This is a genomic window from Rhodococcus sp. KBW08, from assembly GCF_003852455.1.
GTDB lineage: Bacteria > Actinomycetota > Actinomycetes > Mycobacteriales > Mycobacteriaceae > Rhodococcus_F > Rhodococcus_F baikonurensis.
The window spans coordinates 1-21884 of sequence record NZ_QAJJ01000028.1; the positions used below are offsets into that span (position 1 = coordinate 1).

At 62.8% G+C, this 21884-nt stretch carries 21 protein-coding genes and 1 pseudogene; 7 read left to right on the top strand and 15 right to left on the bottom strand.

From position 1 onward, the window contains the following. The 3 genes and pseudogenes from DBV08_RS28900 to DBV08_RS28910 form a co-directional block, all read left to right on the top strand. Positions 1 to 314 (top strand): annotated as a pseudogene (locus DBV08_RS28900) (ABC transporter ATP-binding protein); the annotation flags it as partial. Next, positions 314 to 1105 carry an ABC transporter permease gene (locus tag DBV08_RS28905; protein WP_124569679.1) on the top strand — a complete coding sequence of 264 codons (792 nt, stop codon included), beginning with the start codon at positions 314 to 316 and terminating at the stop codon, positions 1103 to 1105. The pseudogene DBV08_RS28900 and the gene DBV08_RS28905, both read left to right, overlap by 1 nt. A 134-nt stretch (positions 1106 to 1239) precedes the next feature. Next, positions 1240 to 2040, top strand: a complete 801-nt coding sequence (locus DBV08_RS28910; RefSeq protein ID WP_124569680.1) for an alpha/beta fold hydrolase — start codon at positions 1240 to 1242, stop codon at positions 2038 to 2040. A 9-nt stretch (positions 2041 to 2049) separates the two neighbouring features. Here the strand turns inward: DBV08_RS28910 and otsB are convergent, their stop codons facing one another. Then, positions 2050 to 2838, bottom strand: coding sequence for a trehalose-phosphatase (otsB, locus tag DBV08_RS28915; protein ID WP_260395807.1), 789 nt, complete (start codon positions 2836 to 2838; stop codon positions 2050 to 2052). A 174-nt stretch (positions 2839 to 3012) separates the two neighbouring features. On the opposite strand from otsB, the gene DBV08_RS28920 reads away from it, so the two are divergent. Both DBV08_RS28920 and DBV08_RS28925 read left to right on the top strand, forming a co-directional pair. Next, positions 3013 to 3342 carry a type VII secretion target gene (locus DBV08_RS28920; RefSeq protein ID WP_260395808.1) on the top strand — a complete coding sequence of 110 codons (330 nt, stop codon included), beginning with the start codon at positions 3013 to 3015 and terminating at the stop codon, positions 3340 to 3342. Beyond that, on the top strand, positions 3339 to 4583 hold the full coding sequence (locus tag DBV08_RS28925) for a hypothetical protein (protein WP_260395809.1): 1245 nt from the start codon (positions 3339 to 3341) through the stop codon (positions 4581 to 4583). Before DBV08_RS28920 ends, DBV08_RS28925 begins: the two co-directional genes overlap by 4 nt. Before the next feature lie 33 nt (positions 4584 to 4616). On the opposite strand, the gene DBV08_RS28930 is transcribed toward DBV08_RS28925, so the two are convergent. The 4 genes from DBV08_RS28930 to DBV08_RS28945 form a co-directional block, all read right to left on the bottom strand. Beyond that, positions 4617 to 5606, bottom strand: coding sequence for a malate dehydrogenase (locus DBV08_RS28930; RefSeq protein ID WP_124569683.1), 990 nt, complete (start codon positions 5604 to 5606; stop codon positions 4617 to 4619). Between the two features lie 66 nt (positions 5607 to 5672). Continuing rightward, positions 5673 to 6302: a hypothetical protein gene (locus DBV08_RS28935; protein WP_124569684.1), complete on the bottom strand. Its 630-nt coding sequence runs from the start codon at positions 6300 to 6302 to the stop codon at positions 5673 to 5675. Next, complete coding sequence (gene hisS / locus DBV08_RS28940; RefSeq protein WP_124569685.1) at positions 6292 to 7563, bottom strand: histidine--tRNA ligase; 1272 nt, start codon at positions 7561 to 7563, stop codon at positions 6292 to 6294. Before hisS ends, DBV08_RS28935 begins: the two co-directional genes overlap by 11 nt. Before the next feature lie 15 nt (positions 7564 to 7578). Then, complete coding sequence (locus DBV08_RS28945) at positions 7579 to 8259, bottom strand: MBL fold metallo-hydrolase (RefSeq protein WP_124569686.1); 681 nt, start codon at positions 8257 to 8259, stop codon at positions 7579 to 7581. 194 nt (positions 8260 to 8453) lie between these two features. Here DBV08_RS28945 and DBV08_RS28950 point away from each other — a divergent pair, with 194 nt between their 5' ends. Continuing rightward, positions 8454 to 9335, top strand: a complete 882-nt coding sequence (locus DBV08_RS28950) for a peptidylprolyl isomerase (RefSeq protein WP_124569687.1) — start codon at positions 8454 to 8456, stop codon at positions 9333 to 9335. Beyond that, positions 9335 to 10147 (top strand): peptidylprolyl isomerase, encoded by an 813-nt coding sequence (locus DBV08_RS28955; RefSeq protein ID WP_387414771.1) that lies wholly within the window; start codon positions 9335 to 9337, stop codon positions 10145 to 10147. The genes DBV08_RS28950 and DBV08_RS28955 overlap by 1 nt, the downstream gene beginning before the upstream one ends. Positions 10148 to 10198: 51 nt before the next feature. Here the strand turns inward: DBV08_RS28955 and DBV08_RS28960 are convergent, their stop codons facing one another. From DBV08_RS28960 to DBV08_RS29005, 10 genes are all read right to left on the bottom strand, one after another. Next, a complete protein-coding gene (locus DBV08_RS28960) occupies positions 10199 to 12610 on the bottom strand; it encodes a bifunctional (p)ppGpp synthetase/guanosine-3',5'-bis(diphosphate) 3'-pyrophosphohydrolase (protein WP_124569688.1) in 2412 nt (803 codons plus the stop codon). A gap of 98 nt (positions 12611 to 12708) precedes the next feature. Continuing rightward, the gene (locus DBV08_RS28965; RefSeq protein WP_124569776.1) at positions 12709 to 13287 is read right to left on the bottom strand and encodes an adenine phosphoribosyltransferase; all 579 of its coding nucleotides are present in this window, start codon (positions 13285 to 13287) and stop codon (positions 12709 to 12711) included. Beyond that, the gene (locus DBV08_RS28970; RefSeq protein ID WP_124569689.1) at positions 13284 to 15014 is read right to left on the bottom strand and encodes an ABC transporter substrate-binding protein; all 1731 of its coding nucleotides are present in this window, start codon (positions 15012 to 15014) and stop codon (positions 13284 to 13286) included. Before DBV08_RS28970 ends, DBV08_RS28965 begins: the two co-directional genes overlap by 4 nt. Positions 15015 to 15016: 2 nt before the next feature. After that, on the bottom strand, positions 15017 to 16216 hold the full coding sequence (secF, locus tag DBV08_RS28975) for a protein translocase subunit SecF (protein ID WP_397488236.1): 1200 nt from the start codon (positions 16214 to 16216) through the stop codon (positions 15017 to 15019). Positions 16217 to 16236: 20 nt separating this feature from the next. Then, entirely contained in the window at positions 16237 to 17958 is a 1722-nt protein-coding gene (secD, locus tag DBV08_RS28980; RefSeq protein WP_124569691.1) for a protein translocase subunit SecD, read from the bottom strand. 237 nt (positions 17959 to 18195) lie between these two features. Continuing rightward, the gene (gene yajC / locus DBV08_RS28985; protein ID WP_003943339.1) at positions 18196 to 18543 is read right to left on the bottom strand and encodes a preprotein translocase subunit YajC; all 348 of its coding nucleotides are present in this window, start codon (positions 18541 to 18543) and stop codon (positions 18196 to 18198) included. Between the two features lie 138 nt (positions 18544 to 18681). Next, complete coding sequence (gene ruvB / locus DBV08_RS28990) at positions 18682 to 19779, bottom strand: Holliday junction branch migration DNA helicase RuvB (RefSeq protein ID WP_095973598.1); 1098 nt, start codon at positions 19777 to 19779, stop codon at positions 18682 to 18684. Continuing rightward, the gene (gene ruvA / locus DBV08_RS28995; protein WP_003943318.1) at positions 19776 to 20375 is read right to left on the bottom strand and encodes a Holliday junction branch migration protein RuvA; all 600 of its coding nucleotides are present in this window, start codon (positions 20373 to 20375) and stop codon (positions 19776 to 19778) included. Before ruvA ends, ruvB begins: the two co-directional genes overlap by 4 nt. Further along, positions 20372 to 20941 (bottom strand): crossover junction endodeoxyribonuclease RuvC, encoded by a 570-nt coding sequence (gene ruvC / locus DBV08_RS29000; RefSeq protein ID WP_003943325.1) that lies wholly within the window; start codon positions 20939 to 20941, stop codon positions 20372 to 20374. The genes ruvA and ruvC overlap by 4 nt, the downstream gene beginning before the upstream one ends. 125 nt (positions 20942 to 21066) lie before the next feature. Next, positions 21067 to 21819 carry a YebC/PmpR family DNA-binding transcriptional regulator gene (locus tag DBV08_RS29005; protein ID WP_007732951.1) on the bottom strand — a complete coding sequence of 251 codons (753 nt, stop codon included), beginning with the start codon at positions 21817 to 21819 and terminating at the stop codon, positions 21067 to 21069. Between the last annotated feature and the right edge of the window lie 65 nt (positions 21820 to 21884).

Below are 21884 nucleotides of genomic sequence, written 5' to 3' on the forward strand. Positions count from 1 at the left end.
CGACGGTGCGCGTGCGTAGCCCACAATTGGACGCTCTCCATGCCGCATTGACTGCCCACGGACTGACTGTCCGCGAGGAGCATTCAGGATCGGAGCCGGTGTTGGTGGTCGTTGATTCGACCACCGATGTGATCGGTGGTCTGGCTGGCTCGCAGGGAATCGTGTTGCACGAGTTGGCGTCCCAGCAGGGATCGCTCGAGGACGCGTTCATGAAGTTGACCGGAGACGATGTCCAGTACCACGCATCCGGTGTCGATCCGGGTGCCGGAGCCCACCACGCAAACACACAGCAGGCTATGGGAGGTGCACTGTAATGGCTGTTCTCAGTGCTGAACGAATCAAGATCACCACGACCAAGTCCCCGCTGTGGTGCACGATCACCATCATAGTCCTGGGGTTGGGCGTCGCCTGGATGATCGGGCGTTCGTCGAGTTCGAGCATTCAGGCGTACAACGACGAAGCCGCATCAGGAACTCCTGATTTCGAGAAATTCCTCCCCACGTTCAACGACGCGGGGCTTGGAGTTTCCGGCTTCGGCGTCATGGTCCTGATGATCATGGCGGCGCTCGCGATCACCAGCGAGTACCGCTTCGGTATCATCCGCACGACCTTCCAAGCCATCCCGGGTCGGGCGTCGGTTCTGATCGCGAAAGCCGGCCTGATCGGAGCCTTCGGAGCGGTGCTGTCCTTTGTCCTCATGCTCGGCGCAGTCTTCATCACCAAAGCTGCTGCAGGCACTGAAGGTTCCACCAACCTGGCACTCGACAACGCCGATGCCTGGCGCGCCGTCTACGGCGTACCGATCTTCGCGTTCCTCTGCGTCGTCCTCGCTATCGCCGTCGGAGCACTCCTCCGTCAATCTGCCGGAGCTATTGCACTACTGCTGCTGTGGCCACTGCTCATCGAGAGCCTGTTCGGCATGTTCGGATCCTTCGGTAGAAACGTCACACCGTTCCTCCCGTTCGCCAACGCCGACCACTTCCTCTCTTCGGGTTCGAGCGCCAATTTTCATTGGGGCCCTTGGGGAAGCCTGTTCTACTTCGCCGCATTTGTTCTGGTGGTTTTCGGAATCAGCATCGCCGTCGTCAACAAGCGCGACGCCTGACCGAACACCACGACTGGCCGTACCGGAGATGGTTCCGGTACGGCCAGTTTCTCGTTGCCACAACCGAAGTTCACATAACTTAGGATAGGCTCACTTCTATTCGATTCGGCAACGAACTGAGGCAACGGACAGCGATGCAGACTCTGACAACCCAGACGATTTCCACTCCGGGCACCGAGATGCGTGTGTGGCGCACGTCGGCGCTCGACCGGAAATGCGTGGTCTTCCTGCATGGCGCCGGAGTTGATCATCGAATGTTCGACGACCAGGTCGCGGAACTCGCGGGGGCCTATTCCCTGGTGCTACCCGATTTACGCGGTCAAGGGCTGTCTATCCTGAAGGAAGGCCACCGCGCCACTCTCGACACTGTGATCGACGACGTGAAGGTCATGTTCGACTCGCTCGGAATCGATCGGGCAAGCATCGTCGGACACTCGTTCGGCGGAAACATTGCGCAGGAGTTCACCCACCGCCATCCGGATCGAGTCGACAAACTCGTCATGATCGGCAGCCCTGGACAGCACCGGGAAATGAGTGGCGCCGCTGCCTCGGCGATCAAGATCGGCACACATCTGTATCGACGAATTCCGTGGGGCCCCTTTGCCTTTTACAGTGGTCGGTGGTCGAGTCGAAATCCCGCAACTCGCAGATACGTTGCCGACTGCATGCTGGCCGCCGGACGGCAGACATGGCTGGATTTGGGAACAAGCGGGTTAACGTCACTCTGCCCGGTGGATACGGCACCCCGAAAGGAGACCCTCCTGATGCGGGGAGAGGTAGACATGGCGCGCCAACTCGATCGCATCTACGACGCGCTGAGTGAACAACTCCCCGACCTGACTCGCCGGGTGGTGATCAGCGGTGTCGGACATCAATGCACACAGGACAACCCGGAAGAGGTCAACCGCGCGCTGGCCGAGTTCCTGGCAGACTGACCCTACGTGTCAGCGTTCCAGTTGCGCGGCAAGCTCTTTCATCCACTCCAGAAACGCCTGCGGGCCGTCGAACTGGACGCCGTCGACAGCAGCCACCTCCGGTGCAATGTCATCGCCCTTGACCACCAACGCTTCTCCACCCGAGGCAAGGACAGCAGCAAAGGCGGGTAGGTCACCCCGGTCGTCGCCCGCATACGCGACGACGTCGACCCCTGCGGCTGCGATCGCGCGAAGGAGGCCTGTTCCCTTGTCCTCCTCAACGGGTGGGCGCAATTCCTCGACCAACTTGCCGGGCTCACGACGCAACCCGGTCCGGCTCGCGATTTCTGTTGTCGCCGCTTCCACCAGGCGCTGCGCGGCCGCTCGATCCGCGACCCGACGCCAATGCACTGCTACCGCAAGGCCTTTGCTCTCGACGTGGATGCCAGGAACTGCCTGAGAGTCGAACAAGCGGCGCAGTTCGGCTTCTGCTTCGGCGACAGCATCACTGAACGCAGCGACGGCCGGAAGCACTTGGATTCCGTCGTCCGTCCAGGTCTCGACACCGTAGGAACCCATGAGCACAACGGAATTCAAGCTGAGCCGCTCTCGCAAGAACGACACCGGCCGTCCCGAGAGCAAGCCGACCACACCGAGGTGCTCCGCCAGGGTCGCGAGCACGTCTTCGGCGCCGGGCAGGAGTGCACTCGCCGACGGATCGTCGACGATGGGTGCAAGCACGCCGTCGAAATCCATCACCAGTCCCGCACGAGCTGGATCGGACGTGAGTCGGAGGATGACGTCCGAAGCGGTTCGCATGGTTCGAGTGTGCCAAATCGATCGCACTCGCAATACCAACACCGGAGCCGAATGTAATCTCTGCCACTTCGTCCAGGTTGTCCGGAACCGCTGAGTAGGTCGCGTCCTCTCCCTGCACGGGCCCACAGTGGTCCGCTAAAGTTCTCACGACGCTTACCAAACTGGGGGGTAATGATGAGCGAATTGACTGTCGTCACTGACGACATCCGAAAGTACGGCTCGACGTCGACCGAAGCGGCAGGACGCATCGCGCAGGCCGCCGCTGTCGATCTGGATGCAAACATCGCAGCAGTCGCACCGGCCGTGGGCCCCGTCGGGATCGAATTTCTCGAAGCATTCGCGCGCGCTCAGGTCACACACACCAAAGATGTTGCAGCACTCGCCACGTTCTACGCCGGCAACGCCGCAACGGCCGGTGCAGCCGCGCAGGCCTACGACACCACAGATCAAGCAATCGCAACAGATCTGACCGCTGCGGCTGGATCGACGGGCGCGACCGCGTGAGCACCGAAGACGACTCGACGACCGTCATCGAATTCCTTCACGGTGGTGCTCCGGCCCCGGTACTGCCGAACAACGCGGTCGAATCGATGCTCGCCGGCATACCGGTACCGGCGCTACCCGGAATCGAAGATCTGTTCGCGCCCTTGATCGAACTCGGGAAGAGTCTCGGCACAGGCACTTTTGCGGGCATCGATCCCGTCGGCATCTTCAATCAGGCGTCCACTCTCATCGACCACGCCATGGGACTGTCCCAAAGCGCGGTCGCCGAGGTGGGCCAGACCTGGAACAGCACCGGCAGTGAAGCCGCGACCGAACTGTCGCGATCCGCCCAGAACAGCGGCGCCGAATTGAGCGAACGCGGAACCGCGATATCGAAAACTGCTGCCGCCGCCGCGGAATCGGTGCAGCGAGGCAACGCGAATCTCGCGGCAATCGCGCAGTCCTTCGCCACCACGGTTGCAGCTGCTGCGCCGATCGCGTGGACACCACCAGGACAGGCGATGTTGCTTGCCTCGGCAGCTGAACACATGCAGGCAGCCGTCGCGTCGGTGACTCGGACTCGTGGGGAGATGCTCGGGCACACCGCAGCCATGAACGCCCTTGCCGGGTCGATCCCAGTTCCGACTCCACCGACCAGTGAGGCACTATCCAACCTGGTCACTCCGGAGGCAATCAACAACGCCGCCCGTCAGATCGCCCAACCTCTGTCTGCCTCAACCGATGCCGGTGAAGCGTACTCCACCCACCAGGACTCCACCCACCAGGACTCCACTCAGCCAGTCACCGACGCAGTCCGGACCTCGGCGGCGCAGGCAGGCGCCGGACTTGCGACCGGCGTCGACAAGCTGTGGGGCGCGGGCAATTCGTCGACGTCACTCACAGCTGGCGGGTCGCCGTCACCCAGTGCGACGACTAGCTCCGGTGGAGCATGGGTGGGTGGAAGCGGCACTATCGGTGGAATTGCTAGAGGCGCAGCGGGAGTTACTGCGGCTCAACCGGTCCCGATAGCAACGCCCGGCCTGGGTGCACCATCGTCGGCGGCCGCCAATGCTGGCATGTCGCCGGGCGGCATGTTGGGCGGTGGACCCCGCGGATCTCGTGACGACGAGTCGTCACGCACTACCCCGGGGTATCTCGTGACTGCCGGCGACGAGAATTCGATGGTCGACGACCTACCGATGGTGTCACCGCCCGTGCTCGGTGCCGAGAATCCCGATCAGTATCTGTTCCGAGATCTTTGATCGGGACTTCCCGACCGGGGCGGCATTACGACCTCAGACGAAGCCCAACTCCCGTACCGCCGCGCGCTCCTGCTCCAATTCGCTGACGGACAGGTCAATCCGTTCGCGTGAGAAGTCGTCGATCGCGAGGTCGGGAACGATAGTGAATTCACCATCGGCACAGGTCACCGGGAAAGACGAGATCAATCCTTCGGGCACTCCGTAGGAACCGTCCGAACACACGGCCATGGACACCCAGTCGTCCTCGGCCGTTCCGATCACCCAGTCGCGGACGTGGTCGATAGACGCGCTGGCCGCACTTGCCGCCGAGGACGATCCACGCGCAGCGATGATGGCGGTGCCTCGTACCTGCACAGTCGGGATGAAATCGTTCTCCACCCAGTCGCGGTCGTTGATCACCGCGAGCGCAGGCTCACCCGCGACGGTCGCGTGGGAGAGGTCCGGGTACTGCGTCGCCGAATGGTTTCCCCAGACGGACACCTTGCGCACCGACGACGCACGAACGCCGGTCTTCTTCACCACCTGCGCAATCGCTCGGTTGTGGTCGAGACGCGTCAACGCACTGAACCGAGTATCGGGTACATCCGGCGCGTTGTTCATCGCGATGAGAGCGTTGGTGTTTGCCGGGTTTCCGACGACCAGCACCTTGACGTCCGAGGCGGCGTTGTTGTTGATCGCCTTCCCGTGCGCTGTGAAAATCGCACCGTTCGCGCTCAGCAAGTCGGCGCGCTCCATGCCCTTGCTCCGCGGACGCGCACCGACCAGCATGCCGACGTTCGCACCGGAGAAGGCGACGTCGGGATCGTCGGTGATGTCGATGGAGCTCAGCAACGGAAATGCGCCGTCTTCGAGTTCCATCGCAACGCCTTCGGCAGCGGACACGGCGGCGGGAATCTCGAGCAGTCGAAGTTTGATCGGTACGTCAGCGCCGAGCATCTCCCCCGCAGCTATGCGGAAAAGCATTCCGTATGCGATCTGACCCGACGCTCCGGTCACCGTGACGGTTACGGGCGCGATACTCATTGCCGACTCCTCACCTGCCGTTTTCACGACTGTCCGTTCTACAACGCTGTAAGAACGGTTTCCACGCTAGTCAAGTAATCCGGCCACTTCGTGGTCTGTCAGTGTGGTTCTCGGCACTCGTCCCGCCGCCGTCACGAGTTCGACGGCGCGGTACAGCGGACGCTCGTCCAGCCCGGCGCCGCGGGCTTCGGCACGCAACTGTTCGATCAGGACCGAAGACAACGCGGCCGCCGGTACCAACTCGCTGGCTGCCAGGGCGTCGGCGAGTTTGCGGAGCGCAAGGATCTCCAACTCGCGCCCGCCACCCGCGGTATACAACGCGAGCGGGATTCGCACGGTGGACCGCCCGTCGCCGAGCGTCAGGCTGACCTCGCTGATCCGGCCGGATCGCACCGTCAGCGCCGCCGTGAGTACCTCGGCGACGTCGACGTCGTTGGTTCGGAAGCCGGCTTGCGCCCGTATCCTGTTGCCGTACAGGGTGATGTGTCGGCGCAACGTCATCAGAATGGCCAGCGCCGTCGGCACCGCGATGACGGCACCGACGATCGCTCCCACGGTCGCCGTCGAGAAAACACTGACGATCAACCCGACGACAACACCGAACACCACCACGACAACAGCGAACTTCTTCAGCCGCGGCGCGATCAACGCCACGGGAACCAGATCGAGCGAAACCGGTTCGGCCTCAGTGCTCAACGAGATCCCCGAGCTTGTCGACGACCTGGTCGAGTGCCACCGACTCCTGCTCACCTGTCGCCAACTGTTTGACGACGATCACGCCTTCTTCGAGTTCACGCTCGCCGAGAACCAACGCGATTGCGGCACCCGAGCGGTCGGCCGCTTTCATCGAGCCCTTCACACCACGATTTCCATAGGCGATGTCGACTCGAATTCCGTTGGCACGCAGCTGGTGTGCAATCTTCACCAGCGCTGCCTTCGCTTCGGTACCCATCGGCACACAGAACACATCGACACGTGCCGGTGGTGCTACCGACTTACCCTCGGCCTCGAGCGCGAGAACAGTGCGGTCGACGCCGATTCCGAATCCGATCCCCGAGAGCGGCTGTCCGCCCAGTTGTTCCATCAGACCGTCGTAGCGACCACCGCCACCGATTCCGGACTGCGCGCCCAGTCCGTCGTGCACGAACTCGAAGGTCGTCTTGGTGTAGTAATCGAGGCCGCGAACCATGCGCGGGTTGACGACATAGGGAACGCCCAAGGCGTCCAGGTGCGCGAGTACCTCGTCGAAGTGTGCCTTGCAGCTCTCCGACAGGTGATCGAGCATGAGCGGTGCGCCCGCAGTCATCTCACGCACATCCGGGCGCTTGTCGTCGAGCACACGGAGCGGGTTGATCTCGGCGCGTCGACGCGTGTCCTCGTCGAGCGGGAGTGCAAAGAGAAACTCCTGCAGCAGTTCGCGGTACTGCGGTCGGCAGGTGTCGTCGCCGAGCGAGGTGATTTCGAGGCGGAAGCCGTCGAGCCCCAATGACCGGAATCCGGCGTCGGCGATCGCGATGACCTCTGCGTCGAGTGCGGGGTCGTCGATCCCGATGGCCTCGACGCCGACCTGCTGCAACTGGCGGTAACGACCGGCCTGCGGACGCTCGTAGCGGAAGAACGGGCCCGCGTAGCTGACCTTGACCGGCAACTGTCCACGATCGAGGCTGTGCTCGATGACCGCACGCATCACACCGGCGGTTCCCTCGGGACGCAACGTCACCGAACGGTCGCCACGGTCGGCGAACGTGTACATCTCTTTGCTCACGACGTCGGTCGACTCGCCGACGCCGCGCGCGAACAATCCGGTGTCCTCGAAGATCGGCAATTCGATGTGGCCGTATCCGGCCAATCTGGCGGCGCGCGTCAAACCGTCACGAACGGCGACGAATTCGGCTGACTGCGGCGGAACGTAGTCCGGAATACCCTTGGGTGCAGAGAAGGTGCTGGCTTTACTCACGAGAGGTACTTTTCCTTATTCTTGTGCGCTGAGTCCAACGAGAAACGGGTTCGAGCTTCGCTCGGCTCCGATCGAACTGTTACCACCGTGCCCGGGCAGGACCACTGTGTCGTCGCCGAGTACCAGTAGCTTGCGGGCGATCGAGGCGAGCAACTGCTCGTGATTTCCGCCGGGCAGGTCGCTGCGTCCGATCGAACCCTGGAACAGCGTGTCACCGGTGAACGCCAAGTCCACGGGTCCGTTCTCCGTGTTCGCCTGGGTTCGGAACACCACGGATCCCTGCGTGTGCCCGGGTGTGTGGTCCACGAAAAAAGATATTCCGGCCTCGGTGATCTTGTCTCCATCGGCCAGTTCGATCACCTCGTCCGGCTCCACGAACGTCATCCCCTGGATGAATTCCTTCATTGTCGGGCCGATTCCCCGTGCCGGATCACTGAGCATGTAGCGATCCTCGGGATGGATGTACGCGGGTACGGAGTACCGCTCACAGACCTCGCGGGCCGACCACACGTGATCGAGATGGCCGTGTGTCAACAGGACCGCGTTGACCGTCATGTCTTTGGAGTCGAGATATTCGAAGAGCGGCTCGGCCGCGTCCTGCCCTGGATCGACGACCACACATTCGCACGCGTCGTCCTGGGCGAGTATGTAGCAGTTGGTTTGGAACATCCCGGCCGGAAAACCAGTGACGAGCACGGGGGCAACTCCTCTTCGAAGGGTGGAAAGGAACAACACGGTGTCGGTTACAGCCTAAGCTGCTGCCCCGCCAGTAAGTTCTCAGGTTGCAATGGGAGACTCTGACGACGAGTAGAGCCGCTTGCCGAAGCCGACCCCAGGGTGTCGCTCGGCCGGCCGACCACGATCCACCCGCGATACGGAGGACTACAGCAGTGCCGAGTAACGAGCAACGCCGCGAGGCGGCGAAACGCAAGCTCGAGCGTCAGCTCGAACGCCGCGCAGAACGTGCCCGCAAGCGCAAGCAGATGACGATCGCCGGAACCGCGCTCGGCGTGGTTGTCGTGGTCGGTGTCGTCGGTGGACTCATCTGGCTGAGCAACCGCAGTGACGACGACGCGAACACCACCAACACTGCTGCCGACGACTCGAGCCTCACGCCACAGACTGCGGGTGCCATGCCTGCCGGACTGTCGACGCCGCTCGCCGACACGGTGTCCTGCTCGTACCCGGCTGACGGCGCTACCGCGTCCAAGGCCAACAATCCGCCTCGTACCGACGGAATCCCCACCACCGCGCCCGACGCGACGCCGAGCATCAGCGTCGAGACCTCGCAGGGAAACATCGGGCTCACGCTCGACGGAACGAAGTCGCCGTGCACGGTCAACAGCTTCGTGAGCTTGGCGCAGCAGGACTACTTCAACGACACCACCTGCCACCGTATGACGACGAGCCCCTCGCTCCAGGTTCTGCAGTGCGGTGACCCGTCGGGCACCGGCACCGGCGGACCGGGCTACGGATTCGACAACGAGTTCCCCACCACGGCCTACGCCACCACCGACCCGGCAGCGCAAGAGCCCGTCACCTACGCGCGCGGCACGGTTGCGATGGCCAACACCGGGGCACCCGGTAGCAACGGCAGCCAGTTCTTCCTCGTCTACGGCGACTCACAACTCCCGCCGCAGTACACGGTTTTCGGCACGATCGACGAAACCGGGCTCGCCACTTTGGACAAGGTCGCGGCCGGCGGATCGACGCCAGAGGGCGACGGCAAGCCGAATCTGACCACCGACATCAAGACAGTAAGGCTCGACTGATGCGACGTAATCCCGTGATGCGCTTTCCTGTAGTCATTGCCGCTGCGAGCGCCGCGGCGCTGCTTCTGGCTGGTTGTTCCAGTGATTCCGGTAGCTCGGACTCGCCGTCCAGTACCTCCAAGGCGAAGACGACAACGGCTGCCATGCCGCCGCTCGACATGTCACAGTTCGACGCACTCCCGCCTGTCCCGACTCCGGCGTCGGCGACCGTCGACTGCTCGTACCCGAGCGCGGCGGGTGCAGCCAAAACCGTCAATCCGCCGAACTCCACGGGTGTGTCCACCGAGGGAACCGTCAACGTCGCGCTCACGACTACGGCCGGCCCGATCGGGATGGAACTGAACCGGGCAGAAGCCCCCTGCACGGTCAACAGCATCGTGAGCCTGACCGAGCAGAAGTACTTCGACGACACTCCGTGTCATCGACTCGTGACCAGCCCTGGGTTGCAGATCCTGCAGTGCGGCGATCCCTCGGGCAAGGGCACGGGCGGACCGGGCTACGGCTTCGACAACGAGTACCCGACCACGGCCTACCCGGCTAACGATCCGGCACTCTCCTTGCCTGCCGTCTACCCCCGCGGCACGCTGGCAATGGCCAACTCGGGTGTACCGGGCAGCAACGGCAGTCAGTTCTTCCTCGTCTACGAGGATTCGGTCTTGCCGCCCAACTACACGGTCTTCGGAAAGATCGACGACGCCGGCCTGGCGACAATCGAGAAGATCGCGGCCGACGGCGACGACGGTGGCATGGGCGCAACCGGCGGCGGTGCACCCAACACCCCGATCACCATCGAGACTGCAGTAGTCGCCTGACCCACTGTGCGCCTTTATTAACCGCCCGCGGTTAATAAAGGCGCACAGCAGTTACGAAGCAGAGGTCACGCGGTAGACGTCGTAAACGCCTTCCACATTGCGAACCACATTGAGCACATGACCCAGATGCTTCGGGTCGCCCATCTCGAAGGTGAACTTGCTGATCGCCACTCGGTCGCCGGACGTGGTGACCGAGGCGGACAGGATGTTCACCTTCTCGTCGGCCAACGCCTTGGTGACGTCGGAAAGCAACCGATGACGATCGAGCGCCTCGATCTGGATCGCGACCAGGAACACCGACGTCGCTGACGGTGCCCATTCGACGTCGATGATTCGCTCCGACTGATCGTGGAGCGAGTTGGCGTTGGTGCAGTCGGTACGGTGCACACTGACCGCTCCGCCGCGCGTGACGAAGCCCAGAATCGAATCGCCTGGAACCGGCGTGCAACACTTTGCCAGTTTAGCCACCGTGCCCGGCGCTCCGGGAACGAGAATTCCGGAGTCGCCCGTACTGCGGGTGCGTACCGGCATGGTCGACGGCGTCGAACGCTCGGCCAATTCCTCCTCGACGGCGCCGACGCCGCCCAGATGAGCAACGAGACGCTGCACGACGTGGTGCGCCGACACCTGGCTCTCGCCTACCGCCGTGTACAACGCCGAGACGTCGGGATAGCGAAGTTCGTGCGCGATCGTGCTCATCGATTCGGCATTCATCAACCGCTGCAACGGAAGTCCCACACGGCGGACTTCCTTCGCGATCTGATCCTTGCCGGACTCGAGCGCCTCTTCGCGGCGTTCCTTCGCGAACCACTGACGGATCTTCGCCTTGGCGCGCGGCGAGACGACGAACGTCTGCCAATCTCGGCTCGGCCCGGCGGTGGCAGCCTTCGACGTGAAGACCTCCACGACTTCGCCGTTCTCGAGAGTTCGTTCCAATGCGACCAGTCGGCCGTTGACCCTGGCACCAATGCATCGGTGGCCGACCTCGGTATGCACCGCATACGCGAAATCAACGGGAGTCGATCCGGCAGGCAACGTGATGACGTCACCCTTCGGCGTGAAGACGAAGATCTCCTTGACGGCGAGGTCGTAACGCAACGATTCGAGGAACTCCCCCGGATCGGCCGCTTCACGTTGCCAGTCGAGTAGCTGACGCATCCACGCCATGTCGTCGACCTCGGCGATGTCGCCGGCGTGCTTGCCCTTGGTCTCCTTGTACCGCCAGTGCGCGGCGATACCGAACTCCGCGGTCCGGTGCATGTCCTGGGTCCGGATCTGGACCTCAAGGGGCTTGCCTTCCGGTCCCACGACGGTGGTGTGCAGCGACTGGTAGACGCCGTAGCGCGGCTGCGCGATGTAGTCCTTGAAGCGTCCGGCCATCGGCTGCCACAGCGAGTGGACAACGCCGACCGCGGCGTAACAGTCACGCACTTCTTCACACAGAATACGCACGCCGACCAGATCGTGGATGTCGTCGAAATCGCGGCCCTTGACGATCATCTTCTGATAGATCGACCAGTAATGCTTGGGCCGGCCCTCGACGATGGCATTGATCCGCGAGGCGGACAGAGTCGAGTTGATCTCGGCGCGAACCTTGGCCAGATAGGTGTCACGAGAAGGTGCGCGGTCAGCGACCAGTCGAACGATCTCGTCGTACTTCTTCGGGTGCAGGATTGCGAACGAGAGGTCCTCGAGTTCCCACTTGACGGTCGCCATTCCGAGCCGATGCGCAAGTGGCGCAATGACTTCGAGAGTCTCTCTGGCCTTACGTGCCTGCTTTTCGGGCGGCAGGAATCGCATCGTGCGCATGTTGTGCAGACGATCCGCAACCTTGATCACGAGCACGCGCGGGTCCCGCGCCATCGCGATGATCATCTTGCGGATGGTTTCGCCCTCGGCTGCGGTGCCCAGAACGACCTTGTCGAGTTTGGTGACTCCGTCGACGAGGTGAGCGACCTCGTCACCGAAGTCCTTGGTCAACTCTTCGAGCGAATAACCGGTGTCCTCGACGGTGTCGTGCAGAAGGGCTGCGACGAGGGTGGTGGTGTCCATACCCAACTCGGCCAAAATGCTCGCGACGGCCAACGGATGCGTGATGTACGGATCGCCGGACTTGCGCCGCTGGCTCGAATGTCTGTCCTCGGCGACGTCGTACGCACGCTGGAGCAGCGCGAGGTCGGCCTTCGGATACAGCTCACGGTGGAGGCTGACCAACGGCTCGAGTACCGGGCGGATGGTGGCATTGCGCTGACCGGTGATGCGCCGCGCAAGCCGGGCACGCACCCTACGGGAGGCCGAAGCGGGCACGGCCAGATTCTGCCCACCCCGATTGCCGGGAGTTTGCGCTGATCCCGAAACGTCAGGAACCGCGGACTTCGATGGTGTCGTCTCCGGAGCGGGAACTGCACCCGTCTCCTGCGACACTGCACCCGAGTTCTGTGATCGATCAAGATTCGACGTCATGTCGCCACCTCCTACCACCGAGTTGGATGAGGCAACCGCCCTGCATCGGGTAATTGCCCTGGAGGTCTAACTCGACCCCCAGGAGACAACTTTAATACTCAGACCTTCACCAGGGATGTCAGTGGGTACTTCAAGAAGCGATCACGGCCGCGCAATTCCTCGATCTCGAGCACCACTGCGACGCCGACGACGTTAGCTCCACCCAACTCAACCAACTGTACAGCCGCCTCGAGTGTCCCTCCGGTAGCCAGAACGTCGTCGATCACCAGAACATTCCGTCCGGTGAGATCGAAGCCGTTTGCCGGGATCTCGAGTGTCGACGATCCGTACTCGAGGCTGTACGAACGAGACAGCACGGGCGGCGGCAGTTTGCCGACCTTCCGCACGGCAACTACTCCCGCGCCCATCTTCGCGGCCGCGCCGGCACCGAGCAGGAAACCGCGAGCATCGACGGCGGCGATCGTGTCGGCGTCCGGAGCGCAGGCGACAAGGGCGTCGAGCACGGCTCCGAATCCCTCGGCGTCGGCGAACACCGGAGTCAGATCGGCGAACCGAACCCCGGGACCGGGAAAGTTGTCCGCCCAGCGGGTCAGCCGAACAACGGCGTCTCCGGCAGCCCGGCGGATTGCGATCAATTCTTCAGTCGTGTGCAAGGCAACACCGTTCGAGACGCTCATCTGCGTAGTACCCATCTGTCCATGTTCCAGCCGGTAGCGGCCCGAGTCGGATTGACCAACACTGCCGACATGCCTGGGGCTACAGCGACAGTTCGTAGTTGATTGAACAGTGGAATCGTAGGCACCTGGGTCCACAGGATGTTCTCCGCCTCCACCGAGAGTCCCAATTGCGCACTGGTGCTCGCATCCACGTTCAACTGATCGATGATCTGATCGATCCTTGCGTTTCCGTACGTTCCGAGGTTTGCGCCGTTGCCCGATCGCAATGCTCCACGCGCGTCGATCATGCTCGCTGTGCCGCCTGCACCGACTTTGCCTGCCATGCCGGAAAGCACAGCGTCGACTCCCCCGGACTGCAGACTCGCCGGATCGAAGCTGTCGCTACTCGCGTCCTCGATCGTGATTCCCGCCGGAGCACACGCGGCTTTCGCCTCGGAGACGATCTGCGCCCGCACCGGGTCCGGTGCGAGGTACCCGACCCGGACGGTCAACTGATCGAGGTCGGCTTCCGACAACGACGTCTTCGCGGCCTCGACGTCGGCATTGGCGTACCGATCACCGTCGACCGCGGCGGCGTCGCCGTAGACGAGTGAATCCGGCGCCATCAGTCGTGAATCAACCACGCCGGAACCCAGACCGGCCCGCGGCGCATTCTCCGTCTGTCCGAACTTCTCGAAAAGTGTTGTCCGCGGAACGCAATGCGCGAAGGCACGGCGCGCGGCCTCGTCCCCCAGCGCGCCCGAAGTCGCGAGAACGAACTGCTCGATCGACCGCGACGGAATCTGCTGGACATCGAACCCGGACGGAGTGCCGAGTTCGCCTGCCGACCCGGAAGCAACGTCGACGACCTCGATCGAGTTCTTGTCGAGGTCCTCGGTCAGGTTCACACCACGTGGCCAGACGACGATGCGATCGGTCGCCGGCTTGTTGCCCCACCACCGCTCGTTCGCGACCAGCACCAGACCGTCATCGGCACTGTACGAGTCGATTCGATACGGACCAGCGGAAGGCAGTACGGAGGTGTCCACTTGCCCGGGAGTCAGGTTCCACCCGGTGTTCCAGAAGTCCGCGATCTTCGACAACGCTTCGGTGTCACCGGCATTCACCGCACTCACGACGTCGCCGACGCCGGCGCGCTGCGTCACGATGTGTGAAGGCATCAATGCAGTCGCACCGAACAAAGATCGCCAATCGGTGAACGATCGCCCGGGTTTGAAGAAGACAGTCGCGTCCTTCGACCCGCTCTGGCAGTCGATCCGGTCGATGTCCGCATATCCGAGATTGTTCGCCGTGTCGAACATGGGCTTCACGACCCCATCGACGTCTTTGGTGAACTTGCCACTCGACGCCGCCCAGGTGAGGACCAGATCGTCACAGGACATCGGAATTCCGTCGGAGTACACGGACGCCGGGTTGAGCTTGTACGAGACCGTGAGGACGTCACCGGGCAACTCCGACGCCGTTCCGATGTCGGTGTCCGACACCGGTGCCCCGGCCGGGCCCGTGAACGTGAAGCCGGGAAGCACCCGGCCAAACGCGGCCATCGCCCCGGACACCGATCCGGCTGTCGTGTTGGCGTTGTACGTGGAGATGGAGTTGTCGATGGCGTATCCGATGGAGGGAACCTGCTCGGAGCTTTCCGAGCAGGCCGCCAACGAACCCGCAGCCACCGCAGTGGCTGCAACGAACGTCATCGATCGAACCAGTGTGCGTGTCCTTGGGAGCATGTTCAGTGCCCCTTCTTGTTTCGCTTTCCGGTCGGCCGCGCACCCGGCTGCGGAGCAACCGGCGCACGACGTGCAACTGGTGCGCCGACGGCAACCGCCTGCGTACCCTTCTCGGCCAGCGTAGCCCGGCGAGCGAGCACCTTACGAGTGTGTGCGGCGACGGGTCCCCAGCGTTCCTTCATCGACACCAGGAGCGGCGTCGCGAAGAAGATCGAGGAGTACGCACCGACGATGATGCCGACGAGCTGAACGAGCGCAAGGTCCTTGAGCGTGCCGACGCCGAGCATCCATACCGCGACGACCATCAGCGCGATCACCGGAAGCACACTGATGACGGTCGTGTTGATCGATCGCATCAAGGTCTGATTCACCGCAAGGTTGGCCTGCTCGCCGTACGTACGACGCGTCAGATGCAGAACACCGCGGGTGTTCTCTTCGACCTTGTCGAACACCACCACTGTGTCGTACAGCGAGAAGCCGAGAATGGTGAGCAAACCGATCACCGTCGCGGGCGTCACCTCGAAACCGACGAGCGAATAGACGCCGGCAGTGACGATGATGTCGAAGAACAACGCGACTATGGCGGCTACCGCCATGTCGCGCTCGAAGCGGATGGCGATGTAGATACTCACGATCACCAGGAACACAATCAGCGCGATCAGCGCCTTCTTGGTGATCTGGCCGCCCCAGGTTTCACTCACGTCCGCGAAACTGATGGCTTGCGCCGACGGGTTCCCGTTCTTGTCCTTGGGCTGGAACTCGTCGAAGAGAGCCGACTGAAGATCGTTGATCTGCGTCGCGTTCAACGTCTCCGACCGGATCTGGACGGTGGCGCTGGCACCCGAGCCAACCGTCTGCACGCTGACGGGATCGAAGCCGAGTGTGTCGGAGTACACGGTTTCCACCGCCGACGTCTCGACTCCGCCCTCGGCCGGGAACTGAATGCGCGATCCGCCTTCGAAGTCGATACCGAAGGTGAAGCCGCGCAGAATGATGCTCAGCAACGCGATCGCGACCAGAGCGCCGGTCAGTCCGTAGTAGAAGCGACGCTTGCCGACGACCTCGAACGCACCCGTTCCGGTGTACAGACGCGAGAGCCAGCTGTGCTTGGGCATCGCGCCCTGGTCGACGCCGGAGTCGGTGATCTCCGATCGGGCTGCGGCATCGGAGGACGCGGCCGAGGAACTGTTGTCGGACCCCATCGGGGAGTTGTTGGACTCGCTCATGCTCGTGTCTCCTTAGCCGACGCAGCGGCGGCAACCTTACGTTCGCGGGCAACCTCTTGCACTGCGCCGAGACCGTTGACGCTGGGCTTGGACCAGAACGCCGAACGGGACGCCATGCTGACCAGTGGCCACGTCACGAGGAACACGACAATCACGTCGAGGATGGTGGTCAGACCCAAGGTGAAGGCGAATCCTCGCACCTGTCCGACCGCCAGTACGTACAGAACTGCAGCGGCGATGAAGCTCACCGCGTTGCCGGAAAGAATGGTTCGGCGCGCTCGCGCCCAACCGCGTGGCACCGCCGAGCGGAAGCTACGACCCTCACGCATTTCGTCCTTGATGCGTTCGAAGAACACGACGAAGGAGTCGGCGGTCATACCGATACCGATGATCAGACCGGCCATGCCGGCCAAGTCGAGCGTGAAGCCGATGTATCGACCGAGCAGAACCATGATCGCGTAGACCATGACTCCGGACAGAATCAGCGACAACGCCGTCAGGACGCCGAGCATGCGGTAGTAGACGAGGCAGTACAGCAGCACGAGTACGAGACCGACTGCTCCGGCGATCAACGCCGCCTGCAGTGATGCCAGGCCGAGCGTGGCCGAGACCGTCTCCGCCTCAGAGGCTGCGAACGACAGCGGAAGCGAACCGTACTTCAGTGTGTTGGCCAGCTCCTTCGCGCTTTCTGCAGTGAAGCTGCCGGTGATCGAAGTGGCACTGCCCGCAGGCGTTGCGCCTTGAATCGTGGGAGCGCTGACGACCTTCGAGTCGAGGGTGAACGCTGCCTGCTTGCCGATGTTGGCTGAGGTGAACTCGGCCCAGGTGTTGCTGCCGGTCGTCTTGAACGAGAGGCTGATCTCGTGGCGCGACTGCTGCGAGTTGAAGACCGACGACGCGTCGGCAATCTCCTGGCCGTCGATGATCGAGGGGCCGAGAAGGTAGATGTTCAGTCCGTCTTGCGAGCATGCGACCAGCGGCAGGGTCGGGTCGTCGTTGCCACGAAGTGGATCTGCAACCGAGCAGTCGAGGTTGGCCAGTGCCTGCTGCTGCACGGTTTGGTCGGTGCTCTGTCGAAGGGCGCGCGCTGCGGCGATTTCCGCTGCTGCTGCGTCGCCTTCGTCGGTGCCGTCGCTCGGCGCGTCTCCGGTGGGAGCCGGCGTTGTCGTCTCCGGCGCCGGGGTGACCTCCGGGGTAGTCGGGTCCTGAGCCAGGAACGGACGGTTCTGCGGAGTCTGGGTCCCGTCAGCGGGCGCTTCGGGAGCCGGAGCATCGGTGGCCGGAGTTTCGGTCGCCGGCGCCTCGGGCGTAGCTGTCCGATTCGCGTCACGGGTGGCGACATCGATCGAACCCGTCACCGGGCGGATGTACAGACGGGCGGTCTGGCCGAGCGAGCGAGCCTGCGCACTGTCGTCGCCGGGAACGGTGATGACGAGGTTGTCACCGTCGACGACGACCTCGGAGCCGGAAACGCCGAGACCGTTGACGCGGGTCTCGATGATTTCCTGAGCCTGCTTCAGACTGTCCTGACTGGGAGCGCTGCCGTCCGGGGTACGAGCGGTCAACGTGACGCGCGTTCCACCCTGCAGGTCGATACCGAGCTTCGGCGTAGTCGACTTGTCGCCAGTGAAGAACACCAGGGCATACAGTGCCACCACCAGGACCCCGAAAAGGGCCAGGTAGCGGACCGGATGCACCGTTCCGGTGGAAGGTGCCACGATCTTTAAGTCTCCTCAGTAGGTGCAGAGCTTCAGTAAATGCAGGGCTCGGGCGGTCGACAACCACCCGAGCTGCGGCGTTCGAACTGCAACGATTGATCAACGGGATGAACTGAGCTGCTGGTCAAAGAACGGCTCTGACGAAAGAACCATTCTCACGAAAGAACTACCACGGACAAACTGACCTGGACGTGTGTCCGAGTTCACAACTCTAGAACACGTACCAGGTCGACGAAGTCAGGACTCCTTGGTGAGCCGGATTTCGGTGTCGGCAGCAGACTCTTCGATCTCCGAAATCGAGTCGTCGTCGTACTCGTCGGTCTCGGTCGTCTCGACCACGCGCTCACGGATGACCAGACGCGACCAGGTGGTGATGACGCCGTCGGCGATCTCGAGGTCCACGGTGTCGTCGTCCAGAGAAGCAATCGTGGCATAGAGCCCGGCCGTGGTCTGCACTCGATCGCCGACCTGCAGCGAGTCCTGCATCTCGGAAGTGGCAGCCAAAGCCTTCTTCTGCTTGCGCATGCCCAAGAACATGGGCACCAGCAGTGCGAGGATCAAGAGTGGGAAAAGCAAACTCGACATGTGTTGATCAACCTCGGTTGTGTTGCACGTTTTACGCCGCGATGGTCCCGGATGGACCTACGCAATACACCAGTGTGCCATTAGTTGCTGAGGATTCCTGACAGATCGACAGTTCAAGTAGGCATTTCCAGTCGAAATTCACTCTCCGTTCGGATCGAACAAGGTGGCCTGCGGTTCGTTGACACGAACCTCGATACCGCCCGCTGCGGCATCCGGCGGCGGTGTCATTCCGAGTTGCGTCCAGGCAGCGGCGGTAGCCACACGTCCTCGCGGCGTCCGGGCGATCATCCCGGCACGGACCAGGAACGGCTCGCACACTTCTTCCACCGTCGACGGTTCCTCGCCGACGGCCACCGCAAGCGTCGACACGCCGACAGGCCCGCCGCCGAACGACCGCACCAACGCACTCAGAACGGATCGGTCGAGACGATCCAAGCCCAACTGGTCCACGTCGTAGACGGCCAAGGCTGCCTGAGCGACGTCCATGGTGACGATTCCGTCGGCGCGGACCTCGGCGAAGTCACGAACCCGGCGCAGCAAGCGGTTCGCGATACGCGGCGTCCCGCGCGAGCGTCGCGCGATTTCGGCCCCGGCGTCAACTTCGAGATTGACGCCCAGAATTCCGGCCGATCTCATCAGAATCTGTTGCAGCTCTTCGGGTTCGTAGAAATCCATGTGCGCGGTGAATCCGAAACGATCGCGCAACGGACCGGTCAGCGCACCGGATCGGGTAGTCGCACCGACCAGCGTGAACGGTGCAACCTCCAGTGGAATCGACGTGGCACCCGGCCCCTTGCCGACGACGACGTCGACACGGAAGTCCTCCATCGCCAGGTACAACATCTCCTCCGCCGGACGCGCGATACGGTGAATCTCGTCGATGAACAACACGTCGCCTTCGACGAGATTGCTCAGCATCGCGGCCAAGTCTCCAGCGCGTTCGAGTGCGGGCCCGGACGTCAGCCGCAGTGAAGAGCCCAACTCCCCCGCGATGATCATCGCCATCGACGTCTTACCCAGCCCGGGCGGACCGGACATCAGGATGTGATCAGGCGTGCTGCCACGAAGTTTTGCACCGGTGAGCACCAACTGCAATTGCTCACGAACACGAGGTTGCCCGATGAAGTCGTCGAGACTCTTGGGACGCAAACTCGCTTCGACGTCGCCGTCCCCTGCCACCAATTCGGCGGAGACCTGCGACTCGTCCTCGAAATCGTCGATCGGGTCGAAGTTCATCGAGTCTTACCGAGCAACGACAGGGCAGAACGCAGCGCGACCGACGTGGTGGCCTCGGGTGATTCCGCCAGAACCGAGTCCGTGGCCTGCTCGGCCTGCTTGATCGGGAAGCCCAGACCTTCCAGAGCCTCGACGATCTGATCGCGGATCGAACTGCCGGCGACCACACCGGAAGCCGCGCCGGCCGTCGTCGCGACCGCGTCCACCTTGTCGCGCAATTCGACGACCATGCGCTCAGCGCCGCGTTTTCCGATACCGGGGACCCTCGTCAACGCCGTCAGGTTGCCTTCCGAAAGTGCCCGCCGCAATGCGTCGGGTTCGAGAACTGCGAGAGTTGCCATCGCCAGGCGCGGCCCGACACCCGAGACCGTTTGCAAAAGGCTGAACAGATCCTTCGACTCGGTATCGGAAAAACCGTACAGCGTCATCGAGTCTTCGCGAACGATCATCGTCGTGAACAGTCGCGCTTCGCTTCCCCGGTGCAGCGCACCGAGAGTCACCGGGGTGGCATTGACCCGATATCCGACGCCCGACGCTTCGATGACCGCATGGTCGAGCGCAATATCGAGTACCTCGCCGCGTACCGACGCGATCATCGTGAACCTGCCTTCTTCGTCTCGGCCAATTTTGCCTGATATTTACGCATTTGTTCAGCGGCCATCGCCTCGGCTCGGGCCATTCGCTCGATCATGGGAGCTCGCCAGCAGTGACAGATCGCCAGCGCCAGCGCGTCGGCGGCATCAGCAGGTTTCGGCGCAGTCTTCAAATTCAGGATTCGAGTCACCATCGCGGTGACCTGCGCCTTGTCTGCGTTACCGCTACCGGTGACGGCAGCCTTCACCTCACTGGGCGTGTGGAAACACACCGGGATTCCGCGCCTGGCTGCCGCGAGTGCCACAACACCGCCCGCTTGCGCCGTTCCCATCGCGGTACTGACGTTGTGCTGCGCGAACACTCGCTCGATCGCAACCACCTCGGGCTTGTACTGCTCGATCCACAGTTCGGCCGCATCGGAAATCCGCAGGAGCCGAGAACCGAGGTCCATCTCTGCCGGGGTCCGCACCACGTCGACTGCAATCGGGCGCACTTTCCTGCCGTTGCTCCCGTCGACCACGCCCAACCCGCAGCGAGTCAGCCCTGGGTCCACTCCGAGCACGCGCACTTTGTCACACCTCTCCATACCGAACAGCTGTTCGATAGCTTAGCGGTGTGCGGTACTACTGCCCCGCATCAACACGCAACCCGGCCCAGACGCGGACGTCAGGGCCGGGTTGAGTTGAAAAGCAATCAGTCTTCGAGAGCCGCGAGAACCTCGTCGGACAGATCGATGTTGGTGTAGACGTTCTGCACGTCGTCGGAGTCCTCGAGCGCGTCGACGAGCTTGAAGATCTTGCGTGCGCCGTCGACATCCAGGGGAACCTCGACGGAAGCGCGGAAATCAGCTTCGGCTGAGTCGTAGTCGATACCGGCTTCCTGCAGCGCCGAACGCACTGCAACCAGATCCTGTGGCTCACTGACGATTTCGAAGGTTTCACCGAGATCGGTGACCTCTTCGGCGCCGGCGTCGAGCACAGCCATCAGGACGTCGTCCTCCGACTGGCCGTTCTTCTCGAGCGTGACGACACCCTTGCGAGCGAACAGGTAGGACACCGAACCCGGGTCTGCGAGGTTTCCACCGTTGCGGGTCATCGCGGTGCGAACTTCACCGGCTGCGCGGTTGCGGTTGTCAGTGAGGCACTCGATCAGAACGGCGACGCCGTTGGGTCCGTAACCCTCGTACATGATGGTCTGCCAGTCTGCGCCGCCCGCTTCTTCACCGGCGCCGCGCTTACGCGCACGCTCGATGTTGTCATTGGGAACTGACGTCTTCTTCGCCTTCTGGATGGCGTCGTACAAGGTGGGGTTGCCCGTGGGATCGCCACCGCCGGTTCGTGCCGCCACCTCGATGTTCTTGATCAGCTTCGCGAAGGATTTGCCACGACGTGCGTCGATCACAGCCTTCTTGTGCTTGGTGGTGGCCCATTTTGAGTGGCCGCTCATGCGATTCAAGCCCCTTTCCTGCTGCGTTGCGCACGCCGAATGCGCGTCTTTCAGCTCTGCCGATG